At 69.4% G+C, this 20,949-nt stretch carries 20 protein-coding genes and 2 pseudogenes; 8 read left to right on the top strand and 14 right to left on the bottom strand.

Features of this window, described 5'->3' with window-relative positions:
* The first annotated feature begins 466 nt into the window (after positions 1-466).
* The gene (locus tag ACFVH2_RS08530) at positions 467-1,216 is read left to right on the top strand and encodes a hypothetical protein (RefSeq protein WP_378419966.1); all 750 of its coding nucleotides are present in this window, start codon (positions 467-469) and stop codon (positions 1,214-1,216) included.
* 36 nt (positions 1,217-1,252) lie between these two features.
* Here ACFVH2_RS08530 and ACFVH2_RS08525 read toward each other — a convergent pair whose 3' ends face one another.
* From ACFVH2_RS08525 to ACFVH2_RS08515, 3 genes are all read right to left on the bottom strand, one after another.
* Positions 1,253-1,453, bottom strand: coding sequence for a hypothetical protein (locus ACFVH2_RS08525; protein ID WP_378419967.1), 201 nt, complete (start codon positions 1,451-1,453; stop codon positions 1,253-1,255).
* A gap of 292 nt (positions 1,454-1,745) precedes the next feature.
* Positions 1,746-2,879, bottom strand: a complete 1,134-nt coding sequence (locus tag ACFVH2_RS08520) for an acyl-CoA dehydrogenase family protein (RefSeq protein ID WP_378419968.1) — start codon at positions 2,877-2,879, stop codon at positions 1,746-1,748.
* A 9-nt stretch (positions 2,880-2,888) separates the two neighbouring features.
* A complete protein-coding gene (locus ACFVH2_RS08515) occupies positions 2,889-4,067 on the bottom strand; it encodes an acyl-CoA dehydrogenase family protein (RefSeq protein ID WP_378419969.1) in 1,179 nt (392 codons plus the stop codon).
* A 164-nt stretch (positions 4,068-4,231) separates the two neighbouring features.
* On the opposite strand from ACFVH2_RS08515, the gene ACFVH2_RS08510 reads away from it, so the two are divergent.
* A complete protein-coding gene (locus ACFVH2_RS08510) occupies positions 4,232-4,852 on the top strand; it encodes a TetR/AcrR family transcriptional regulator (protein WP_378419970.1) in 621 nt (206 codons plus the stop codon).
* Positions 4,853-4,858: 6 nt separating this feature from the next.
* Here the strand turns inward: ACFVH2_RS08510 and ACFVH2_RS08505 are convergent, their stop codons facing one another.
* The 5 genes and pseudogenes from ACFVH2_RS08505 to ACFVH2_RS08485 all read right to left on the bottom strand — a co-directional run.
* Positions 4,859-6,079, bottom strand: coding sequence for a hypothetical protein (locus ACFVH2_RS08505; protein ID WP_378419971.1), 1,221 nt, complete (start codon positions 6,077-6,079; stop codon positions 4,859-4,861).
* A gap of 64 nt (positions 6,080-6,143) precedes the next feature.
* Positions 6,144-7,301, bottom strand: a complete 1,158-nt coding sequence (locus ACFVH2_RS08500; protein ID WP_378419972.1) for an acyl-CoA dehydrogenase family protein — start codon at positions 7,299-7,301, stop codon at positions 6,144-6,146.
* 3 nt (positions 7,302-7,304) lie between these two features.
* On the bottom strand, positions 7,305-8,873 hold the full coding sequence (locus ACFVH2_RS08495; protein WP_378419973.1) for a 3-hydroxyacyl-CoA dehydrogenase: 1,569 nt from the start codon (positions 8,871-8,873) through the stop codon (positions 7,305-7,307).
* A 44-nt stretch (positions 8,874-8,917) separates the two neighbouring features.
* Positions 8,918-9,124: pseudogene (locus tag ACFVH2_RS08490) on the bottom strand (ATP-binding domain-containing protein); the annotation flags it as partial.
* 56 nt (positions 9,125-9,180) lie between these two features.
* Positions 9,181-9,432, bottom strand: a pseudogene (locus ACFVH2_RS08485) (nuclease-related domain-containing protein); the annotation flags it as partial.
* 46 nt (positions 9,433-9,478) lie between these two features.
* On the opposite strand from ACFVH2_RS08485, the gene ACFVH2_RS08480 reads away from it, so the two are divergent.
* From ACFVH2_RS08480 to ACFVH2_RS08470, 3 genes are read left to right on the top strand one after another with little or no spacing between them, the layout of a single operon-like run.
* Positions 9,479-10,057 (top strand): histidine phosphatase family protein, encoded by a 579-nt coding sequence (locus ACFVH2_RS08480; protein ID WP_378419974.1) that lies wholly within the window; start codon positions 9,479-9,481, stop codon positions 10,055-10,057.
* Positions 10,054-11,718: a hypothetical protein gene (locus tag ACFVH2_RS08475; protein ID WP_378419975.1), complete on the top strand. Its 1,665-nt coding sequence runs from the start codon at positions 10,054-10,056 to the stop codon at positions 11,716-11,718. The genes ACFVH2_RS08480 and ACFVH2_RS08475 overlap by 4 nt, the downstream gene beginning before the upstream one ends.
* Position 11,719: 1 nt before the next feature.
* Positions 11,720-12,202 (top strand): SgcJ/EcaC family oxidoreductase, encoded by a 483-nt coding sequence (locus ACFVH2_RS08470; RefSeq protein WP_378419976.1) that lies wholly within the window; start codon positions 11,720-11,722, stop codon positions 12,200-12,202.
* 63 nt (positions 12,203-12,265) lie between these two features.
* On the opposite strand, the gene ACFVH2_RS08465 is transcribed toward ACFVH2_RS08470, so the two are convergent.
* From ACFVH2_RS08465 to ACFVH2_RS08455, 3 genes are all read right to left on the bottom strand, one after another.
* Positions 12,266-12,400, bottom strand: coding sequence for a hypothetical protein (locus ACFVH2_RS08465; protein ID WP_378419977.1), 135 nt, complete (start codon positions 12,398-12,400; stop codon positions 12,266-12,268).
* Positions 12,401-12,615: 215 nt separating this feature from the next.
* Positions 12,616-15,123 (bottom strand): ABC transporter permease, encoded by a 2,508-nt coding sequence (locus ACFVH2_RS08460; protein ID WP_378420487.1) that lies wholly within the window; start codon positions 15,121-15,123, stop codon positions 12,616-12,618.
* Between the two features lie 15 nt (positions 15,124-15,138).
* Positions 15,139-15,963 carry an ABC transporter ATP-binding protein gene (locus ACFVH2_RS08455; RefSeq protein ID WP_378419978.1) on the bottom strand — a complete coding sequence of 275 codons (825 nt, stop codon included), beginning with the start codon at positions 15,961-15,963 and terminating at the stop codon, positions 15,139-15,141.
* 178 nt (positions 15,964-16,141) lie between these two features.
* On the opposite strand from ACFVH2_RS08455, the gene ACFVH2_RS08450 reads away from it, so the two are divergent.
* On the top strand, positions 16,142-16,912 hold the full coding sequence (locus ACFVH2_RS08450; protein ID WP_378419979.1) for a deoxyribonuclease IV: 771 nt from the start codon (positions 16,142-16,144) through the stop codon (positions 16,910-16,912).
* 8 nt (positions 16,913-16,920) lie between these two features.
* Here the strand turns inward: ACFVH2_RS08450 and ACFVH2_RS08445 are convergent, their stop codons facing one another.
* Together ACFVH2_RS08445 and ACFVH2_RS08440 are read right to left on the bottom strand one after the other, a co-directional pair.
* Complete coding sequence (locus tag ACFVH2_RS08445; RefSeq protein ID WP_378419980.1) at positions 16,921-17,256, bottom strand: ArsR/SmtB family transcription factor; 336 nt, start codon at positions 17,254-17,256, stop codon at positions 16,921-16,923.
* Positions 17,253-17,726: an SRPBCC family protein gene (locus tag ACFVH2_RS08440; RefSeq protein WP_378419981.1), complete on the bottom strand. Its 474-nt coding sequence runs from the start codon at positions 17,724-17,726 to the stop codon at positions 17,253-17,255. The genes ACFVH2_RS08445 and ACFVH2_RS08440 overlap by 4 nt, the downstream gene beginning before the upstream one ends.
* A gap of 151 nt (positions 17,727-17,877) precedes the next feature.
* On the opposite strand from ACFVH2_RS08440, the gene ACFVH2_RS08435 reads away from it, so the two are divergent.
* On the top strand, positions 17,878-18,393 hold the full coding sequence (locus ACFVH2_RS08435) for a hypothetical protein (RefSeq protein WP_378419982.1): 516 nt from the start codon (positions 17,878-17,880) through the stop codon (positions 18,391-18,393).
* A 106-nt stretch (positions 18,394-18,499) separates the two neighbouring features.
* Positions 18,500-19,132 carry a hypothetical protein gene (locus ACFVH2_RS08430; RefSeq protein ID WP_378419983.1) on the top strand — a complete coding sequence of 211 codons (633 nt, stop codon included), beginning with the start codon at positions 18,500-18,502 and terminating at the stop codon, positions 19,130-19,132.
* A 68-nt stretch (positions 19,133-19,200) separates the two neighbouring features.
* On the opposite strand, the gene ACFVH2_RS08425 is transcribed toward ACFVH2_RS08430, so the two are convergent.
* Positions 19,201-20,946: a DEAD/DEAH box helicase gene (locus ACFVH2_RS08425; RefSeq protein WP_378419984.1), complete on the bottom strand. Its 1,746-nt coding sequence runs from the start codon at positions 20,944-20,946 to the stop codon at positions 19,201-19,203.
* Positions 20,947-20,949: the final 3 nt, after the last annotated feature.

Here is a 20,949-nt window from a genome sequence, read left to right as displayed (position 1 = left end):
AATACCCACCCCACAAAGTGGAGTGGAGTACCAAAAACATTTGGCACTGACATTCATCGGCACACTGTTGAGTTCTCAAAGAACACGCACACACCATCACCACCGAGCTCCAACATTTCTGCAAGAGTTGATCTCGGCCGCTCCGGGGCAACTGTTCAAGCCTATCCGATCGCATCCACCCGGTCAAAACCGGGCAACTCGCAACCAGAAAAGCAGTTAGAAGCACACGACAGTATTACTGTCGAAACTTCCGGATTGGCCAGGCGCCTTCGTACAACCTCGTGTCTCTCGCCCGGGGGCGGAGTCGGTGTCCGTGTCGCTCTGACTCGACAAAAGTTACGCGACGACCCACACCACGTCAAATCGCCTGGTCACAGGCCTGCGAAGCAAGAGAACCTTCGTACGGCGTCGACAGCCGGCCCCGATATCCCCGCAACCGCACGCATCGGACAGTAGGAAGAACGTCATGACGTCCCGATTCACCGCAGCGATGGGCACGGTCCTTGCCGGCCTCGACCTGAAAGAAATGGACCCCGCGCTGCTGAGCTTCGCCATCTCGCACCGGGCGGCCGAGCTTCGGGCGTCGAGCGATCTGTTCACCGACGCCCTCGAGCTGGCCGCGTTCGCTCATCGCAACGACGTCCGGAACCCCGACAAGGCGGGTCGCGGTCAGCCCTACATCGGACATCCCTTCCGCAACGTCCTCCGACTCCTCCGGTACGGGTGTGCAGACGGCCCGACGCTGTGCGCCACCGCGCTGCACGACACCGTCGAGGACTGCCCCGGCGAGATCATCTCGCTGTTCGACGGCCCCGGCGCCCGCACGTTCGACGAGGCAGGCGCGCGGACCCGGGCCCTCGAACTGATCGCCGGGCACTTCGGGGACCGGACCTCGTCCCTGGTCGCGGCGGTGACCAACCCACTTCCCTCGGGCTCCGCCGAGGATCCACACCTCGTCTACGCGAACCACGTCACCAGCGTGATCGGGCGACCGCGCGTGTTCCTGGTGAAGTTCGTGGACTTCGTCGACAACGCGGGCAGCGTCCAGTACGTCGAGGACGAGGCGCGGCGTCGGCGCCTGTCCGCCAAGTACCGCCCGCTGGTCCCGGCGTTCCGGTCCGTGCTCGACGCCGCGGAGAAGGATCTACCGGTGCCCGCCGAGGGTCTGGTCCAGATTCGTGGACACCTCGACCGGATCGCGGATCGGCTCGGCTGATCGGCCCCCGAGGGGTCCCGCGCCCGATGCGCAGGCCTATCTCGGTCGGCGCTCCAGTCGGCCGCGGGACTCGGCCCGCAGCTTGAGCAGGTAGAGGCCGGAGATCGAGGCGGCGATGAGCCACAGCACGGCCGTCGCGACGTCGAGCGCGTAGACGCCGAAGGCCGCGCCCACGAGGCTCGCGACGAACACGCACGCGCACAGCGTCTTCTGGACTGGAGGGGGGAGCGTGGTCATCTTCAACACCTACTCGGAGACGATCTGCAGACTCGACTACATACGATCCGCGCAAGAACCCGCCGTTGCAGTGGCTGCTCGCGCACCGGGCCCGGAGTCGCATACCTCCGTGCTCGCTGTCCAAATTCGCGTCGAAGACTAGCGCCACTCCTCCACTTCGTGTGCGAGGCGCGACGACGTTTGTCGGAATTCTGCCGAAATCGCCGTTCGGCCGGCGGAGTGGCGACCTCGGACCGGACGCAACGGGCCCCGCCGATCCGATGATCGGCGGGGCCCGTTCGTTCGGCGCGTTCTACTCCGCGATCTCGACCATCTCGTAGTCGGCGACCCTGCCCGCCAGCACTCGCAGGTGGTCGTCGGCGCTGCCGAGGGTGTGCCCGATCGCGGTCAGCCGCGAAACGTAGTGGCCCACCGGGTACTCGGCGGTCATACCGATTCCGCCGTGCATCTGGATGGCCTCGAGGCCGATGTGCCGGGCCGCCCGGCTGACCTGCAGCTTGACGCGCGAGGCGATGGTCGTGTCGACGATGCCGTCGGCGAGGGACATGGTGGCGTAGAGACTCATGCTGCTCGCCAGTTCCAGCTCGACGTACATGTCGGCGGCGCGCTGGGTCAGTGCCTGGAACTTGGCCAGCGGCACCCCGAACTGCTTGCGCTGCTTGAGGTAGTCGGTGGTCAGGCGCAGCGCCTCGCCCATCGCGCCGACGGCCTCGGCGCACAGCGCGGCCTGCGCGCGCACCTGCGCACCGACGATCGCGGCCGAGGCGTCGCCGCCTTCGCCGAGCGGTTGCGCGGTTGCCTCTGCGAGCTCGATCTGCGCACCGCGCAGACCGTCGTGGGTGGCGTAGGACTTGCGGACCACGCCCGCCGCGTCGGCGTCGACGAGGAACAGGCCCACGCCCCCGTCCGGCAGGGTCGCGCTCACCACGAGGGTGCCCGCGCAATCACCGTGCAGCACGGGGTTCTTGGTGCCGGTGACGGTCCAGCCGTCACCCGTGCGCGTGGCGGTGGTCGCGACCCGCTGGTTCGGCCAGCGACTGCCCGGCTCGTCGTGCGCGAACGCGAGCAGGGTCTCCCCCTCGGCGACGCCGGGCAGGATCTTGGCGCGTTGCTCGGCGCTGCCGGCCTCGGCGATGAGGCCACCGGGGACGAGCACCGCGTCGAGGAACGGCTCGGGCGCGAGCGAACGACCGATCTCGTTCATCACCGTCATCGTCTCGACCGGGCCTGCGCCCATGCCGCCGTCCTCCTCGGCGAAGGGCAGCCCGAGCAGACCGATCTCGGCGAGCTTGCCCCACACCTCGGTGCTCCAGCCCTGACCGGTGGCGGTGACGGCGTTGCGCTTCTCCGCGTCGTAGCTGCGGCTCAGCAGCTCACGGGTCGTGTCGCGCAGCATGACCTGTTCGTCATTGAGTTCGAAATCCATGGCAGCTACTCACAATCCGAGAATCGAGGAGGAAATGATGTTGCGCTGAACCTCGCTCGACCCGCTGTAGATGGACACCTTGCGGAAGTTCAGGAAGACCGGGGCACTGCGCTGCGCCCAACCGGGAGAGGCGATCTCGTCGCCGCCGTCGAACGGCAGCGAATCCGGGCCCGCGACGTCCATCAGGATCTCGGTGGCGGCCTGCTGCAGTTCCGAGCCGCGCAGCTTGAGCAGCGAGGACGCGGGGTTCGGCTTGCCGTCCGCGGAACTGGCGACGACGCGGAGCTGGGTCAGTTCGAGGGCGAGCAGATCGTTCTCCAGCTCGGCCAGGCGCGCCGCGAACAGCGGGTCCTCGAGCAGGGTGCCGTCGCCGATCTGGGTCTGCGCCGCGTACTTCTTGGCCTTCGCGAGCTTGGCCTTGCTCGAGCCGACCCGAGTGACGCCGGTACGCTCGTTGCCGAGCAAGAACTTCGCGTAGCTCCAGCCTGCGTTCTCCTCACCGACGAGGTTCTCGGCCGGGACCCGCACGTCCTCGAACCACACCTCGTTGACCTCGTAGCCGCCGTCGATCAGCTTGATCGGGCGCACCGTGATGCCGGGCGTCTTCATGTCGATCAGCAGGAAGGAGATACCGGCCTGACGCTTCGGCGCGTTCGGATCGGTGCGCACCAGGCAGAAGATCCAGTCGGCGTGCTGGCCGAGCGTGGTCCACGTCTTCTGGCCGTTGACGACGTAGCTGTCGCCGTCGCGGACCGCGCGGGTCTTCAGCGAGGCGAGGTCGGAACCGGCCTCCGGCTCGGAAAATCCCTGGCACCACCAGATGTCGAGGTTCGCGGTGCCCGGGAGGAACTTCTCCTTCTGCTCCTGCGAGCCGAACGCGGCGATGACCGGACCGACCATGTCGGCGTTGAAGGCCAGCGGATCGGGCACCGACGCGAGCTGCATCTCGTCGAGCCAGAGGTGCCGCTGGACCGGGGTCCAGTCCTTGCCGCCCCACTCGGCCGGCCAGTGCGGCACGGCGAGGCCGTTGGCGTTGAGGATCCGCTGCGTGGCGACGAAGTCCTCGCGCGTCAGCTCCCCGCCGCCACCGGCGGCGCGCTCACGGATCTCCGCGGGGATCTGCGTGGTGAAGAACGTGCGCATCTCGTCGCGGAACGCGAGTTCCTCGTCGGTGAGTTTCAGGTTCATTGTGTGCTTTCTGTGTCAGATCGAGGGCCGGTGTCGAGGCCGAGCGAGCCGGGCAGCGCGAACTCTCAAAACTAAGCGCTCGCTCATTATCTAAGCGCATGCTTATACTCGTCGGGTAGGCGGTCGTTGTCAAGACCCGACGGGAACGAAAGGCGCAGGTGAGCATGTCGAGATCCGAAGCCCTACCCGACGCGACGGGTACCGCCGTGGTCAGCACGTCGAAGGCGGCGGCCCGGATCCGCGCAGCCGCGGTGGAGGCGTTCGCCGAGAACGGATACGGCGGCACCACCACCCGCGACATCGCCGCGCGCCTCGGTCTGAGCCCGGCGGCGATGTACCCGCACTACAAGTCGAAGGAAGAGCTCCTCTACGCGATCAGCTACGAGGGACACCAGCGGTGCATAGAGGTACTCACGGAGGCCGATCCGACCGGCGAGAGTCCCCCGGTGCGGCTGCGGTCGGTGGTCGGCGCCTTCGCCGGCTGGCACGCCACCCACCATGCGCGCGGCCGGGTGGTGCAGTACGAACTGACCGCCCTCTCCCCCGAGCACTACCGCACCGTGATCGAGTTGCGCCGCGACGTGAGCCGCATCGTCAAGCGGATCGTGCGAGCAGGCGCCGAGGACGGATCGTTCGTCGTCCCTGACATCGAGGGCGTGAACCTAGCCATCAACTCGCTGTGCGTCGACGTGTGCCGGTGGTTCCCCAGCGGCGGCCTCAACGACCCCGAAGCGGTCGCCGAACTGTACGGCGAACTGGCGCTGCGCCTGGCCGGCGCCCGCTGACGCGCGTCAGGCGTCGCGCCCCGGCCTGGTGCGCAACGCGAGGATGTCACCGCGCAGCAGGTTCTGGTAGCTGATCATCAGCTCGTCGACCCCACCGATCTGGTCGCCGACGAAATGAATGTTGTCCGCGGACAATTCACGGCTGCCCGACCGCGCGATCAGATCGTCGATCCGCGAGTCCAGGCTCATCGTGCGCTGGACCGCCGCCATCGACTGCAACTGGTCCTCTGCCTCCGCGAGCAGGTCGCCGATCCTCGCCAACGCCGCCACCCGGTCGACCAACTGGTCCCACACCGGCACCAGGGCCCGCTGCCGGGCCCGGATCTGGGTGCGGGCGGCCTCGGTCCGTGCGGCGTTCGACGCCGCGAACAGCTCCCCGTCGATCCCCCGCAGCGCGACCGCGTCCACCGCGATCTGCGTCAGCTCGTCGGCCAGGTCGAGTTGGACCCGCTGGACCGCGAAGTGCTCGGAATGCCAGGCCACGGAACCGTCGATCCGGTCGAACAGGGTGCCAGCCAGGAACAACAGCGCGTCGAACCGGTCCGCGAACCGATCCCCAGGCTGACCCCCGCCGCCACCGAGCGCCTCCGCCGCGCGCCTGCCCATCGCCGCCCACGGGGTTCGCTCGGTGAGCCCCGCCAGCCGGTCCGCCGCCGCGGCGAGCGCGGCTGAGGTCGCCTGGTCCGCGGGCCCGCGCCCCTCGTGCAGCGGCGCCGGGGTTCGCTGCAGCGCCGCGAACAGCGCCTCCCGCTGCGGCAGTTCCAAATGCACGCCGTCGCGGCGGTCACGCCGGATCGCGCGCACCCCGTTCGCGTGATGCGGCGGCGAGTGCACGAAGCTCGAACGGGCGGACTGCAGTCGTCGTCCGAGTTCCCCGGCCCGATGGGCGGTCAGCACCTGCATCGCGCCGGGACGCATGCCCGCGACCTTGCGCTCGAGGCGGACGTAGTCGTCGGTCAGCAGGCGCAGTGCGCCGAACCCCCCGATGTCCGGTACTCCGCGACCGGCAGCGCGCCGAGCGGCGAGCACCGCCCGGGTCGGCTCGTCGAGACAGCCGGCCGCGATCAGCAGCGCGGCCCCGGCGGACAGTTCACGGCGAACCCCGATCGGCGACGGGGTGTCGCCGATCCGCGCCTCCTCGCACCAGGTACGCACCTGCGCGGTGATGCGGGCGCGACGCTGGGCGGCGGTCTCCGCTGCGGTCGGCGTGTGCATGCCGTCGGACATCTGGCCTCCCCTGCTGGACCTTCTACAGCACCACTGTTCCAGAAGTTCGGCGGCCACGGCCACGTCACATGGCGTCGACCCCGGTCAGCGCCCGCCCGATGATCAGTTTCTGGACCTGACTGGTTCCCTCGTACAGCGTCAGCACCCGCGCGTCGCGCAGGTACTTGCCCACCGGGTACTCGTCGACGAACCCGTAGCCCCCGAACACCTGTAGGCAGTCGTTGCTCACCCGCACCGCGGCCTCGCTCGCGGCCAACTTGGCCATCGACGACGGCACCGCCAGCTCCTTGGCGCTCGCGCCGTCGTCGACCATGCACGCCGCCCGCCAGGTCAACAGGCGGGCGGACTCGATGGCGACCGCCGAGTCGGCGAGCAGCTGCTGGACCAGCTGCTTGCCGGCGATCGGACCGCGGAACTGGGTGCGTTGGGTGGAGTACTGCACCGCCGCGTTCAGCGCGGCCTGGGCGACGCCGACGCTGCCCGCGGCGACGGAGATCCGTCCCTTCGCCAGCGCCGCCATCGCAATGCCGAAGCCCTTGCCCACCTCGCCGATGCGCGCGGAGTCCGGCACCCGCACGTCCTGAAACGACAGCGCGGCGGTGGACTGGCCGCGCAGGCCGAGTTTGCCGTTCAGGATCTTCGCCTCGAACCCCTCCGTGTCCGTCGGCACCAGGAACGCGGTGATGCCGCGCGAGCCGTCGTCGGAGGTGCGGGCGAACACCAGCGCGACATCAGCCCAGGTGCCGTTGGTGATGAACATCTTCTCGCCGGAGAGCACCCAGTCGTCGCCGTCGCGACGAGCCCGGGTGCGCAGGGACCCGGCGTCCGAGCCGCTGTCGGGTTCAGTGAGGGCGAAGCAGCCGAGGGAGTGGCCGCTGGTCAGTCGTGGCAGCCATTGCTGCTTCTGCTCCTCGGTGCCGTACGTCGCGATGGTCTTGGTGACCAGCCCGAGCGAAACGGACACGATGCCGCGCACCGACGAATCTCCGCGGCCGAGTTCCTCGGTGACCAGCACGTAGGACAACATGTCGACCTCGGTGCCGCCGTATCGCTCGTCGATGGTCAGGCCGAGGAAGCCGAGTTCACCGAGCCTGGCCACGATGTCGAGGTCGACGGACTCGCGTCTATCCCATTCCCGGATGTGCGGGACGATCTCCGCGTCGACGAACTCCGCGGCGAGCGCCCGGATGCTCTGCTGCGTCTCGGTCAGCCTGAAGTCCATGACTCATTCCTCTCGTCCGACGTGCAGGTCCGCTGGGCGTGTTCCTCGGTCGCGCAACGACATTCCGAGTTCGGCTCGCGTCCGCAGCCAGGCGCTGGCCCGGTAGCGGGGATCACCGGTGTACTCGAGCAGACCGTCGAGGATGCGCACGACCAGCCGCGGTCCGTGCGCGTCGCCCAGTTCGAGCGGACCGCGCGGATAGCCGAGTCCGAGGCGGGCGCCGAGGTCGATGTCGGCCGGGTCGGCGAGGCCGGCCTCGGCAATCGCGCTGCCCACGTTGACGATCGACGCGATCAGCCGCTGAGCGACGGGTGCCGGGCCGTCCGCGGTGATCGTGACGCGCCGTCCGGTCGCCGCCAGCACCCGGGCCGCGGCGGCACCGACCGCCGGGTCGAGCATGGCGGGAACCACGACGGTCAGGCGCTCCCCCGCGACACTGAGCGGGTCCACGCCGATCGCGTGCGTCGGGTTCACTCCCGCCGCCAGCGCGGCACGGTAGGCGGGGCTGCCGACCGGCGAGACGATCGACACCGCTCGCTCGGCGGGTTCCGCCAACACCCGAACCCCGCTCGAACGCAACAACTCCGCGAGCGCGGCGTCCGCGTGCACGTAGACCACGACGGCGGCGGGATCGGCGCCGATCGGGGGTTCCTCCGGAACCTGCTGTACACCCTCGTCGTACCGATAGAAGCCCGCACCGGTCTTGCGGCCCAACAGTTTTCCACTGACCCTCGTCGCGGTGACGGTGGACGGCCGAAGCCTCGGATCGCCGTGGAAACCCGCGAAGACTGTCTCGAGCACCGGATGCGAGACATCCAGTCCGGTGAGGTCCATCAGCTCGAACGGTCCCATCCTCAGCCCGACCGTGTCGCGGGCGATGCGATCGATGTCGACCGGTTCGGCGACTGTCTCCGAGAGCACCTGCAGCGCCTCGGTCGGCAGTCCGCGGCCGAGGTGGTTGACCAGAAACCCCGGGGTGTCCTTCGCCAGCACTCCGGTGTACCCGAACCGTGTCACCACCTGCCGCGCGACGGCGATGCTCTCGGCGCCGGTGCGCAGGCCCGGCACGATCTCGACAAGACGCATCAGCGGCACCGGGTTGAAGAAGTGCAGTCCGATCAGCCGCTCCGGGCGGTCCAGCACCGAGCCGATCGCGGTGATCGACAGGGAACTGGTGTTGGTCGCCAGGACGGCGTTCGGCGTCGCGGTCTCGAGTTCGGCGAAGATCGCCTGCTTGATGTCCAACTTCTCGATGACGGCCTCGACCACCAGGTCCACATCCGGCCCGGGCGCGGTCGGCGCGGCGCCGGCCCCGAGCAGCGCGATCGCGGCCTCCGCCTCCGCCCCGGTGCGCTGGCCCTTCTCGACGGACCGGCGGATCATCGCCGTCACGAACTCGATCCCGGCGTCGACCGCGGATTCGACGGCATCGGCGAGTTCCACCTTGATGCCGGCGGTCACCGCGACCTGCGCGATGCCGCGACCCATCGCCCCGGCGCCGATCACGCGGAGCACCCGGACACCCCGGTGATCTCCGCTCGGAACCTCGGCGGAGACCGTCTGCTCAGTCATGCCGCCCACGGTTGCACGCCCCCGCGCGGTCCGTCCACCCCCGCTCAGATTCCGAACCGCCGGGCCAGTTCCTCACCACCGACCTCCCGGATCAGCTCGGCGTCGCCGCACACCACGAGTTGGTCCCGCGCCCGGGACAGTCCGACGTACAGGCGCTCACGCGAACGTTCCTGCGCGGCCGCCTCGTTGAGCGCCAGCACCACCGCCCGACGTTCCAGTCCCTTGAAGCCGAGGACGTGCCCGTAGAACACCAGCTGCGCAGCGCGTAGCAGCCCTCGCGGGCCTGACGAACCGGGTCGATGGGCGTCGGCCCCTTTCGTCGGTCCTGCATCCAGGAGGTGCCGTCGTGCCAGACGAGCCCGCCCTTGACCTCGATCGTGACAATGCCCTGCCCCTCGACCGCAACCACGAAGTCGACCTCGTGGTCCTTGCGGTGATCGGTGATCCGCACGTTCGCCGCCACCAGGTCTCCGTCACCGAGTTGCTCGTGAAGCGCCTTCCACACGGACTCCTCGGCGGCGTTGACCAGGCGCGGGTTCTCGGGGATACGAATTGCCATGTCGACCACCTTCGCATGTGCCCGCCGGTGCTAACGTCCGGCAACTATGACCTACGTGGCGCTGGTCCGACACGGAGAGACCGACTGGAACGTCGAGCGTCGGCTGCAGGGTTCCTCGGACATCCCCCTCAACGACACCGGGCGCGCGCAGGCGCTGGCCGCCGCCCGCCGGCTCGGCGACCGGCGGTGGGACGTCCTGGTCAGCTCGCCGCTCTCGCGAGCCGGCGAGACCGCCGAGATCATCGGCGCCCATCTCGGACTGGAGCGGTCCGCGACCTATCCGGAACTGTCCGAGCGGCACTTCGGGGAGGCCGAAGGGGCGACCGACTACGAGGTCTACGACCGGTGGCCGTACGGGGTGTATCCAGGCATGGAACCCTACGCCGACGTCGCCGAGCGCGGGCTACGGATTCTCGACGAACTCGCCACACTCCATCGCGGCGCCTCGGTCGTCGCGGTCACGCACGGCGGGCTGATCCGATCCGTCGTCGACGCCGTCCACGTCCAACGGGCACCGCGAATCCCGAACGCGTCGATCAGCACCCTGCGCCACGACGGACACGGATGGACGGTCCTCACCATCAACGGGTTCGACGTGTCTGGTCGTGCGACACTCGGAACGTGAACGACACCCACCGTGGAGTTTCGCATCGACGTCCCTCGCGGCTGTTGCGCGTCGGCACCGTCCTCGCCGCGAGCCTGCTGTGGCCGGCACCCCTCGCCGCTGCCGCGCCCGCCGCGACCGCACCAGCCGGCTGTGTTCCGTTCGGGACCGCCCAGCTGCCACCGGGCGCGCCGTCCGGCGGAGGTCGCGCCGGGCTGACGAACCTGCCGGTGTTCACCGGCGCGGCCGCCCCGTCGTCCGTCGAGGTACGCACGCCGACCACCCAGTTCAACAGGTTCTGGGACTTCGCTCTCGTCGGCCACGACCTGCTGACCCGGCCTCGGGAGGCCGGAGTCACGACGGTCGAGCCGTGGCGGTACGTGCCGATGCCCGAGTGCATGCGCGGCCGACTGGTCGGGATCTCCCTCGACGACGACGAGCTGGTCGCGGTCGACGACAGCGGCTGGATCTACACGATGGACAACGCATCCCAGTTCCCGTTGCTGTGGAACTGGACCTCGGCGTGGGGCGCCCCGTTGTGGATCGCGCCGGGCCGGCAACTGCCCGGGGACCGGCCGAACGGCTGGGCGCTGAGCGTCTCGTCGCCGTGGGACAACCAGACCTACACCGACATCGCGGGACGGATCCACTACATCGGCTTCGGCAAGATGACCATGCTGCCCGCGTTGACCGGGGACGGCAGTCGCATCACGTACGCGGACCCGTGGCTGCCCAACGACGACAGCTACGAGATCGGTGGGCCGCTCGGCGGGCGGTTCCGGGCCGAATCGCTGTCCGCCGCCGGATCGACCACGTTCGTGATGAACAGGTACGGCGACATGTACACCCGCACCTTCGATTTCGACTCGTCGGGTTCGGACTCGATCTTCTTCCGTTACAGCTGGGACGACCAGTCCGGCAAGCCGACCGCGCCCAACCTCGTCGTCGAGACCCTCGACCGCAGCACCGCGGCGATTCAGCTGCCCGCGCCGGACTGGGTGCACCAGCCCAAGATTCCGGGCGAGATCACCTCGGCGATCAGCGTGCACTCGCTCGGCCCCGGACCGAACCGGCGTGAGTTGCGGGTGGAGGGTCGCCGGGACGGCGAATCCGGTTTCTGGCACAAAGATCTCGGAGGCGACACATGGGAATTCACGCCGACCGGCGCGCCCGGACTGGGCACCCCGGTGGAGAACGCGCCGACGGACCGCTCGACCGACACCCTCGCCCCACCGGCGCCCTGGCATCTGTCCACGACCCTGCCCGCCCGCGACGGCGCCATCGACGGGCAGACGCTGATCGACATCGGGTTCCCGTACACGGTGGTGGACCCGCGCCTGCTGGACGCGATCGGCCAGCAGGCGCGCCCGTCCGGCTACCGGCTGAGCGTGGACCACTTCGACCCGGCCGCGACCAGCCGGACCGCGACCGTGACCGCGCCGGACGGCACTGCCATTCCGGTGGTCCTGCACACCGCCGACGGGCTGCGGATGACGGCCCGCGGGCCGGGACTCGACGCCAACCCGCGCCACCTCGTCGGCGCGATCGAGATCCCCGCCGAGGCCTATGCGGCGAGGGGATCGACTCCAGCGCTGGACGCGTTCGTGCGGGACTGGATGCGCGGCAAGCCCATCGCGGCGATCACACTCAGTGCCACCGACCACGACCTGGTGGTGCGTTGACATGACAACCGCCGCAACACGATGCGCCGTCGCCACACTCGCCGCGATCGCCCTCGCCGGAACCGCGGCCTGCTCGGACCCGTCGGACGAGGACCTGAATCTGCCCACCACCGACGAGATCTCAGCACTGTTCACCGAGTGGAACGACGCCCTCGCCACCGGGAACCCCGAGACCGTCGCCGCGCTCTACGCCCCCGACGCGGTGCTCATCCCGACGGTCAGCAACGTCGTGCGCACCGATCACGCCGGCATCGTCGACTACTTCACCGGGTTCCTGCCCAGCAAACCGAGCGCGGTGATCGAGCAGTCGTTCATCGACATCCTCGACTCCGACAACGCGATCGACACCGGGACGTACCGATTCACGCTGCACAAGGACGGCGCCCCGGAGACCGTCGACGCCCGGTACACCTTCGTGTACCAGAAGCAGGACGACCAGTGGCTCATCGTGAACCACCATTCCTCCGAGATGCCCGAACCGTGATCGGCCGACGGACATCGCCGAGGGCGGCGAACTGATCCGTCGCCAGGCGGTGCGGACTTCCTGCTAGGAGCTGCCGGCGAGGACCGACGACCCGGTTGCCATGGTCGACACCAGGCCGACGACGGCGTCCCCGGAGCCGCTGCCGGTCAGTGCGGTCAGGCCGCGGCCCATTGCGTTGATCAGGTCGACGATGTTCATGGTGTCCCCTTCCAGGGCATGCGGTGTGGTTTGGCCTCGATCACCATTCCCAGCGCATGTGTCCGGCCGGTGGCGCCATTGTGAACACTTCGGTATCTGCGATGCGGATCACAGTTCGCCGAGTCGCGCCGGTCCACACGTGTCGCCTGGTGCCGCGAAACCAGCTGTGCCGGTGCGCAACCTCGCGCACCGGCACAGCCGTCCTCATCGCGTGATCAGACGCCGGCGATCGCTTCCAGGGGCTTGGTCCGCGCCGCCCGGACCGCGGGCCACAGCGCGGCCAGCACCCCGACCACCCCGGAGCCGAGCAGCATGGCCACCACCTGGCCCCACGGCACCGCGATCATGTCCAGGCCCTGGTCGGCAAGCGTGCTGACGAAGCCCCATCCGAACGCGAGACCGAGCAGCACGCCGACCGTCGCGCCGAACACCGCGATGAGCACCGACTCGAGATAGATGGTGCGGCGCACCTGCGGTCGCTGCATGCCGACCGCGCGGAGCATGCCGATCTCGCGGCGCCGCTCGACCACCGACAGTGCCAGGGTGTTCACGATGCCGAGGATCGCGATCACGACCGCGAGTGCGAGCAGCCCGTACAGCACGGCGAGGAGGGTGTTGATCTGCTCGCCCTGCGTCCCCTTGAACTGCTCCCGGTCCTTGACCTGGACGACCAGGAACCGATCGGTGCCCTTCTCGAGGTCCGAACGCAGCGCGGTCAGGTCGGTGCCCGGCTGTGCCTTCACCAGCACCGCCCAGTCTGCGCGCATCGTGGCCGGCGTCACCTGGTCGTACACCTGGTCGGAGACCACCCAGTCGTTGAGCAACTGGTTGTCCTGGTAGATGCCGGTGACCGTGGTGGTCACCTCGACCCCGTCCTTGTTCGTCATCGTGACGGGCGAGCCGAGCTTCCAGTCCCGTTTGGCGGCATAGCTTTCCGACGCCAGCAGGTTGTTCCCGGCCAGGTCCGCGCTGCCCTCGTCGAGGGTGTAGTCGAGAACGCCGTCGAGCTGACCGCCGATACCGGTCCCCATCACCTGATCGTCGCCGATCTTGACCGAGACACCGTGCATCGGAACCGCCGCCGCGACGCCGGGGACGCTCCGGACCGCAGCGGCCGCGCCGACCGGAACACCGATCTGGGGCGGGCCGACCAGGATGTAGTCGGCCTTGACTCCGGTGTCCACCAACGAGTTCACGCTCGCCTTCGCGGACGAGCCGAACACCCCGATGACCGTCACCAGCATCAGTCCGAGCGTCAGCGCGAACGCCGTCGCTGCCGTGCGGCGCGGGTTGCGGACCGCGTTCGTCCGGGCCAGCCGGCCGATCGGGCCGAACGGCCGGGCGAGCACGGCACCGAGCGCCCCGACCACCGGCCGGGACAGCGCCGGCGCGGCGAGCAGGACCGCGATCACCAGCGAACCCGCGCCGACACCCACGGTTGCGGCCGCCCCTCCCCCGGTGCCCCGCGAACCGGCCACCAGCGCGACGACACCGACCACCGCGAACACGGCCCCCACGAGGGTGCGCACCCGCAGCGAGTCGCCCGCCGAGGAGAACTCCTCGCGCATCGCGGCCACCGGCGGGATCTTCGCGGCGCGGCGGGCCGGCGCGTAGGCACTGACGACCGTGACCAGGACACCCACGACGAGCGCCACGATCACGGTGCGCGGCGCGAGTTGCAGTGAACCGCTCGGCAGGCCGACGTCGAAGGTGTTGAGCAGCGACCGCAACCCGTACGCGAGCGCGACACCGGCGGCGATCCCGAGCACGCTGCCCAGCACCCCGACCACCAGCGCCTCGAGCACCACCGACCGGCCGACCTGCTTGCGACTGGCCCCGACCGCGCGCAGCAACGCCAGCTCGCGCAGGCGCTGGGCGACGATCATCGCGAAGGTGTTGTAGATGATGAACGTGCCGACCAGCAGGGCGATCGCGCCGAACGCGAGCAGGAAGTAGTTCATGAAGCTCAGCGCGGAGGTCACCTCCTCCTTGACCTCCTCGCGGACCTGGTCACCGGTCTGCACCTTCAGGTCGGGCAGCGCGGCGGCGACCCGGTCACGCAACTCGGACTGTGACAGTCCGTCGCCGGCGACGTCGACGTAGTTGGCGTGCGCGCCGTCGGTGAACAGCTCCGTGGCCTGACCGGACTCGAAGAGCGCGCCGACGAATCCGCCGGTGTCGGTGGGTGGCTTGTAGATGCCGGACACCGTCACGTCGAGCACGCCGTGCGCGGGCACCAGCACCTGGGTGTGGTCCCCGACCGCGAGTCCGGCCTTGAGGGCGCCGCCCTCGTTGAGCGCGACCTGGCCGGGCCCGCTGGGCGGGACGCCCTGCACGAAGGGGCCGGGATCGCCGAGGTGCTGGCTGTTCGGGGCATAGGATTCGCCGATGCTGGGCGCGCCACCGGTCTGCACCGGCTTCTTGTCGGCGCCGAGCAGCACGATCTGACCGTTGACCGCGGGCACCACGGCCCGCACTCCGTCCACCGCTTCGAGCGCCGGGAGGGTGGTGAGCGGGACGCCGCTCGAACCCTTCTCCTGGCTGCTGACCCGGACGTCGACGCCCTTCGCCGCATCCTCGAACAGTCCGTTGAACGTCTTCTGCAGGGTGTCGGTGAAGACGAAGGATCCCGTCACGAACGCCGTGCCCAGGACCACCGACAGGACGGTGAGCGCGAGGCGCACCTTGTGGGCCGCGAGGTTCCGCAGCGACACCTTGCGCATGGGTGAGGCCACGACTCAGACCTGCTCTGCGGGCTGGACGGCGTGCGTGCCCGCGGACTCGGCGGTGTCGAGTCGCTTCATCCGGTCGAGCACGGTGTCGGCCGTCGGCTCGCGCAGTTCGTCGACTATCTGTCCGTCCGCGAGGAAGACGACCCGGTCGGCGTAGCTGGCGGCACGCGGGTCGTGGGTGACGATGACGACCGTCTGACCGAACTCGTCGACCGCGGCCCGGAGGATCGAGAGCACCTCACCCGAGGACCGCGAGTCCAGGTTGCCGGTGGGCTCGTCGCCGAAGATGATCTCCGGTCGTCCGGCGAGGGCGCGGGCGCAGGCCACGCGCTGCTGCTGGCCACCGGAGAGTTCGCTCGGGCGGTGGTCGAGACGGTCCTCGAGACCGAGCCTGGTCAGGACAGAGTCGAGCCAGGCCGGATCGGCCTTGCGGCCGGCGATGTCCAGCGGCAGGGTGACGTTCTCGAGCGCGGTCAGGGTGGGCACCAGGTTGAACGCCTGGAAGACGAACCCGATTCGGTCCCGGCGCAGCGCGGTCATCTGCTTGTCGGAGAGGTTCGTCAGCTCGGTGTCCCCGATCAGGACCGATCCCGAGGTCGCGGTGTCCAGCCCGGCCAGGCAGTGCATCAACGTCGACTTGCCCGATCCCGACGGACCCATGATCGCGGTGAACTCCCCACGCGCGAACTCCGCGGACACCCCGTCGAGCGCGGTGACCTTGGTGTCACCCGACCCGTAGGTCTTGGTCAGGTTCACCGCCCTGGCGACCGTCGATCCGGTGGCGGGCTGGCTGGCGGTCACCGTGGTGACGCCGAGGGCATGCGAGCTCATGGGTGCCTTTCGTCTTCCGTGCTGGGCCGGGCTCGTGAACGCGAACGCATTCATGGTGGCGTCGAGGGATCCACCTTGTCATCCGGGAAGTCCCTGATCTTCGTCCCAGTGTCCCGGACACCGTGTCTCGGGGTGACGGAACCGGATCGGTGTCGGCAGCGGCACATAGTGTGTACCCATGCGCATCGGAGCACACGTACGCGAGGACGACGATCCCATCGGAGCGGGCGAACGCCTCGGCGCCGAGGTGGTGCAGATGTTCCTCACCGATCCCCAGAAGTGGAACAAGGTGACCGCGCACCCGAAGGCCGAGGAGATCCGCGCCAGTCCGATTGACGTCGTGGTGCACTCCTCGTACGTGATCAACGTGGCGTCGCTGAACAACCGGATCCGCATCCCCTCTCGCAAGTCCGTGGCGGAGCAGGCCAAGGCGGCCGCGGACCTCGGCGCGATCGGCCTGGTGGTGCACGGCGGCCACGTGCGCGACGGCGAGGACACCGCGGAGGGCTTCGCGAACTGGCGCAAACTCTTCGAACGCCAGGCAGACAAGGGCGGCTTCGAGGTGCCGATCCTGATCGAGAACACGGCGGGCGGTGACGCGGCGATGGCCCGGCACTTCGACGACATCGCCCGCCTGTGGGACGAGGTCGGCGAGTTCGGCGCGGGGTTCTGCCTCGACACCTGTCACGCCTGGGCCGGCGGTGAGGAACTGGTCGGCGTGGTGGACCGGATCAAGTCGATCACCGGCCGGATCGACCTGGTCCACCTGAACAACTCGCGGGACGAGTTCAACTCGGCCCGCGACCGGCACGCGAACCTGGCCGACGGCACCATCGACCCGGAGGTGCTGGCGGCGGTGGTGCTGGCCGCGCAGGCACCCGTGATCCTCGAGACCCCGGCCGACGGCATCGCGGAGGATCTCGCGTACCTCCGCGAGGCCGTCGGCTAGGAGCCCGCCTACAGGTTCTCGGCGATGTGCTTGATCCGGTCGAGTCGGGCGTCCCACTGCGCGCCGATGTCCTCGAGCCGGCGACCGACCGCGCTCAGCGCGGAGCCGAGCGCCCGGTAGCGGACCTCGCGGCCCACCCGGATCCGTTCCACCAGTCCGGCACCCTCGAGCGCCGACAGGTGCTTGGCGATCGCCTGCCTGCTCACCGGGAGCCGCTCGGCGAGCCCGGATGCCGAGAGGTCCTGCGCGCCGAGCAGTTCGAGTATCCCCCAACGGGTCTCGTCGGCGAGCGCAGCGAAAACGACCGTCGGCGAGGTGCTTCGGGCCTGCGGGCGCACGGTCATGCCGGCGCCGATTCGAGGTACTCGACGAGTTCGTCGAGTTCGGCGTCCCAGCCCTGACGGTTGCCGTCGAGCCCGCTGCGGCGAACCTCCTCGTCGTCGCTGATGCGGTCGAAACCGGTCTCCACGACGGTGAGCACTGTGGTGGCGCCCTCCTCGACGAGGGTGAACCGCGCCTCGGTGGCACGGTCGACGTCGAACTCGCCGGCCTGCTGGTACCACCGGTAGGCGAAGTGGTTCGGTTCGTCGACCTCGGTGACCACCATCGGGAAGACCCCGTGGTCGGGCCACCCGAACGTGCCGCGCGCGCCCACCTCGAGAGCGTCGAGGGTGGCGGTCTGCCCGAACCACTTCGCGATGTGCTCGGGGTCGGTGAGGGCCCGCCACACCGCCGCCCGAGTCGCGTTCACCACGACCGTTCGGCTGACCGTGTATCGGTCGGCGTCGATCACTGCTGCCTGAGTGTTCGCCATGTCGAGACTCCTGTCGGAGGAAGTGTCGGATACTGACTGCAACCCAATGGTTGCACAACCCACCCGCCACATGCAACTTACTGGTTGCATGTGGCGGGTGCTCGACATGTCGCTCCCCGAATTCGTGCCAATCAATTGCTAGGGTCGGCAAGTGGATTCGCTGGTCGACGCCCTCAGTTCGCAGGCCGCGCCGTGGTGGGCGGTCCCGGTGTCGATGGTCGTCGGCGTGCTCCTGGGCGTCTTCGCGACCCGGCGCGGCCGAGTCGCGCCGGCGCATGCCCCCGCGGCGCCCGCCGACCCGCAGGTGCGCTCGATCTACGTCCGCTTCCTCGCCGCGACGGACACGGCCCACAACAGCATCGTCGCCGTGGACAGTCACGTCCTGGCCGAGGCGGACCTCGAGCAGGCACTCGAATCCGAGGACCCGCACCTGAGGTCGCTCGCGCAGTCCATCGTCGACCTCGACGGCATGGTGAACGAACTGCGCATCCTCGCGCCCGCCCCGGTAGTGGACTCGGCGGTGGAGTTCTTCGGGTTCGTCACCGACTCCACGATGGACGGCGTGCACGACTGCGACGACTTCCGCGCCCGCTACACCGCCCGCAAGTCGACCCTCGTCGACGCGATCCGAGACTCGCACGGACAGCACAAGATCCGGGCGCGCTGACAGGGCCCACAGCCCGCGCAATTCACCTGAACACAAGTCTCGCCCAGCGTGTCGTTATCCGGTACGTTCTTGCCTCGAACCGCATCGACACACCGAGGAGCAGCGAGTGAACGCCACCGCCCTGGCACGCCGGACCGCAGCAGTTGTCGCGATCGGAGCGGTGGGCCTTCTGACGTTCACCGGCACCGCGACCGCAGCCCCGCAGCCCGCCGAGACGCCGTCCAGTAACGGCATCGCGCACCTGCGTGACCTCGCCGGCGACCACAGGCCCGAGAAGGCCGCGGTGAATCTGCTGTCGCGCTCACCGCTCGTCGTCAAGGGCATCGCGGACGGCGTGGACGCCGCCTCGGGATTCGGCACCTTCGCGTACGCGTCGCCGACCATCGGCTGCGGCCCGAACCTGCCGATCACCCTCACCGCAGCATCCACCAGCACCGGACCGGCGGTCGCGCTGACCGACGGCGAACTGCGGTTCCAGGCCGCGCCGCGGTACTCGGGCGTCGCCGTCGGGTCCGGCCTGACCGCGGTGTGGCTCAACACCACCACCGGCGCCAGCGGCATCACCCCGATCGACGGCGTCACCGAGTTCGGCACCCCGTCGCTGTCGAAGGTCGTCGCCACCGGACCCGGCCAGGTTGCGGCAACCCTGTTCGGCACCGTCAACTACCCCGACGCCACCTGCATCGTGCTGCCCACCGTCGGGCTGTTCACCGTGCAGCCTCCCGCACCGCAGCGGTAGCACGCGCAGACGCGGGAACGCCCGGCCACCTGGTGGCCGGGCGTTCCTGCGTTGTCAGGGTTGGGTACTCAGTACCGGTCGCGCTTGGGCTTGCGGTCGAACTTGCCGCCGTCGCGGGACTGCCGCTGGTGCCCGGGGGGTCCCTGGTCCGGGGTCAGCTGGATCAGCACGCCGGAGATCCGGGTGCTGCGCAACGCCTCGAGCGTCTCGCGGCTCAGCTCCGCGGGCAGCTCGACCAGGCTGTGGTCCGGGCGAATGCTGATGTGCCCGAAGTCGCTTCGTCGCAGACCGCCCTCGTTGGCGATGGCACCGACGATCGCGCCGGGGGCGACCTTGTGCCGCTTGCCCACCGCGATCCGGTAGGTCGCGAGTTCCTGCCCGCCCTTGCCGACCTTGGGGCCGTCGTCGAACCTGCGCGCCGGACGCTCGGGCCGCGGCTCACGCTCGCGACGCGGCGGGGCCGGCGGCTCCGGCGCCATCAGGAAGGCCTCGCCGTCGCGCGACTGCACCGCCAGGGCCGCCGCGATGTCCGCGAGCGGGACGTCGTGCTCGCGCTCGTAGTCCTCGATCAGCCGGCGGAACAGCGCCAGGCTGTCGGAGTTGAGGCTCTCGGTGATCGAGTCGCCGAACTTCGCGACGCGCTGCGCGTTGACGTCCTCGACCGTCGGCAACTGCATCTCGGTCAGCGGCTGCCGGGTCGCCTTCTCGATGGCCTTGAGCAGATGGCGTTCGCGCGGCGCGACGAACAGCAGCGCGTCGCCCGAGCGGCCGGCGCGGCCGGTGCGGCCGATCCGGTGCACGTACGACTCCGTGTCGTGCGGGATGTCGTAGTTGACGACGTGCGAGATCCGGTCCACGTCGAGGCCGCGGGCGGCGACGTCGGTCGCGACCAGGATGTCGAGGTTGCCGTTCTTGAGCTGACCGATGGTCCGCTCGCGCTGCGCCTGGACGATGTCGCCGTTGATCGCGGCGGACGAGAACCCGCGTGCGCGAAGGCGGTCGGCGAGATCCTCGGTCGCCTGCTTGGTCCGGACGAAGATGATCATCGCCTCGAAGTCCTCGACCTCGAGCACCCGGGTGAGCGCGTCGAGCTTGCGCTGGTGCGCCACCTGCACCCAGCGCTGGGTGATGTTGGTGGCGGTCGAGGTCTTGCCCTTGACGGTGATCTCGACCGGGTCGTGCAGGTACTGCTTGGAGATCTTGCGGATCGCCGGCGGCATGGTCGCGGAGAACAGGGCGACCTGCTTGTACTCGGGGGTCTCGGCGAGGATCTTCTCGACGTCCTCCTGGAAGCCCATCTTGAGCATCTCGTCGGCCTCGTCGAGCACCAGGTAGTCCAGGTGCGAGAGGTCGAGGGTGCCCTTCTCCAGGTGGTCGATCACGCGCCCGGGGGTGCCGACGATGACCTGCGCGCCTCGGCGCAGACCCGACAGCTGCACGCCGTAGGCCTGGCCGCCGTAGATCGGCAGCACGCTCAGGCCCGGGATGTGCGCGGAGTACTTGCCGAACGCCTCCGCCACCTGCAGCGCCAGCTCGCGGGTCGGCGCCAGCACCAGGGCCTGCGGACGCTTCTGCTCGGTGTCGATGCGGGAGAGGATCGGGACCGCGAACGCGGCGGTCTTGCCGGTACCCGTCTGCGCGAGGCCGACCACGTCGTTGCCCGCCATCAGCGGCGGGATGGTCGCGGCCTGGATCGGGGACGGCGACTCGTACCCGACGTCGGTCAGTGCCCGCAGCACCCGTTCCTCGATGCCGAGATCGGCAAAGGTGGTGCTGTCGGTTTCCGGCTCGGGGTGCTGCTCGGTGTCACTCATTTC

The organism is Rhodococcus sp. NPDC127527 (assembly GCF_042672245.1).
GTDB lineage: Bacteria > Actinomycetota > Actinomycetes > Mycobacteriales > Mycobacteriaceae > Rhodococcus_G.
Note: the sequence above shows the minus strand (reverse complement) of the source record. Positions and strands in the feature narration are given on the sequence as shown.

Bases quoted from the DNA above. Each gene is read 5' to 3' on its own strand.
- ACFVH2_RS08530 (WP_378419966.1), top strand. From the start codon at position 467: ATGACGTCCCGATTCACCGCAGCGATGGGCACGGTCCTTGCCGGCCTC.
- ACFVH2_RS08525 (WP_378419967.1), bottom strand. From the start codon at position 1,453: ATGACCACGCTCCCCCCTCCAGTCCAGAAGACGCTGTGCGCGTGCGTG.
- ACFVH2_RS08520 (WP_378419968.1), bottom strand. From the start codon at position 2,879: ATGGATTTCGAACTCAATGACGAACAGGTCATGCTGCGCGACACGACC.
- ACFVH2_RS08515 (WP_378419969.1), bottom strand. From the start codon at position 4,067: ATGAACCTGAAACTCACCGACGAGGAACTCGCGTTCCGCGACGAGATG.
- ACFVH2_RS08510 (WP_378419970.1), top strand. From the start codon at position 4,232: ATGTCGAGATCCGAAGCCCTACCCGACGCGACGGGTACCGCCGTGGTC.
- ACFVH2_RS08505 (WP_378419971.1), bottom strand. From the start codon at position 6,079: ATGTCCGACGGCATGCACACGCCGACCGCAGCGGAGACCGCCGCCCAG.
- ACFVH2_RS08500 (WP_378419972.1), bottom strand. From the start codon at position 7,301: ATGGACTTCAGGCTGACCGAGACGCAGCAGAGCATCCGGGCGCTCGCC.
- ACFVH2_RS08495 (WP_378419973.1), bottom strand. From the start codon at position 8,873: ATGACTGAGCAGACGGTCTCCGCCGAGGTTCCGAGCGGAGATCACCGG.
- ACFVH2_RS08480 (WP_378419974.1), top strand. From the start codon at position 9,479: ATGACCTACGTGGCGCTGGTCCGACACGGAGAGACCGACTGGAACGTC.
- ACFVH2_RS08470 (WP_378419976.1), top strand. From the start codon at position 11,720: ATGACAACCGCCGCAACACGATGCGCCGTCGCCACACTCGCCGCGATC.
- ACFVH2_RS08465 (WP_378419977.1), bottom strand. From the start codon at position 12,400: ATGAACATCGTCGACCTGATCAACGCAATGGGCCGCGGCCTGACCGCA.
- ACFVH2_RS08460 (WP_378420487.1), bottom strand. From the start codon at position 15,123: ATGCGCAAGGTGTCGCTGCGGAACCTCGCGGCCCACAAGGTGCGCCTC.
- ACFVH2_RS08455 (WP_378419978.1), bottom strand. From the start codon at position 15,963: ATGAGCTCGCATGCCCTCGGCGTCACCACGGTGACCGCCAGCCAGCCC.
- ACFVH2_RS08450 (WP_378419979.1), top strand. From the start codon at position 16,142: ATGCGCATCGGAGCACACGTACGCGAGGACGACGATCCCATCGGAGCG.
- ACFVH2_RS08445 (WP_378419980.1), bottom strand. From the start codon at position 17,256: ATGACCGTGCGCCCGCAGGCCCGAAGCACCTCGCCGACGGTCGTTTTC.
- ACFVH2_RS08440 (WP_378419981.1), bottom strand. From the start codon at position 17,726: ATGGCGAACACTCAGGCAGCAGTGATCGACGCCGACCGATACACGGTC.
- ACFVH2_RS08425 (WP_378419984.1), bottom strand. From the start codon at position 20,946: ATGAGTGACACCGAGCAGCACCCCGAGCCGGAAACCGACAGCACCACC.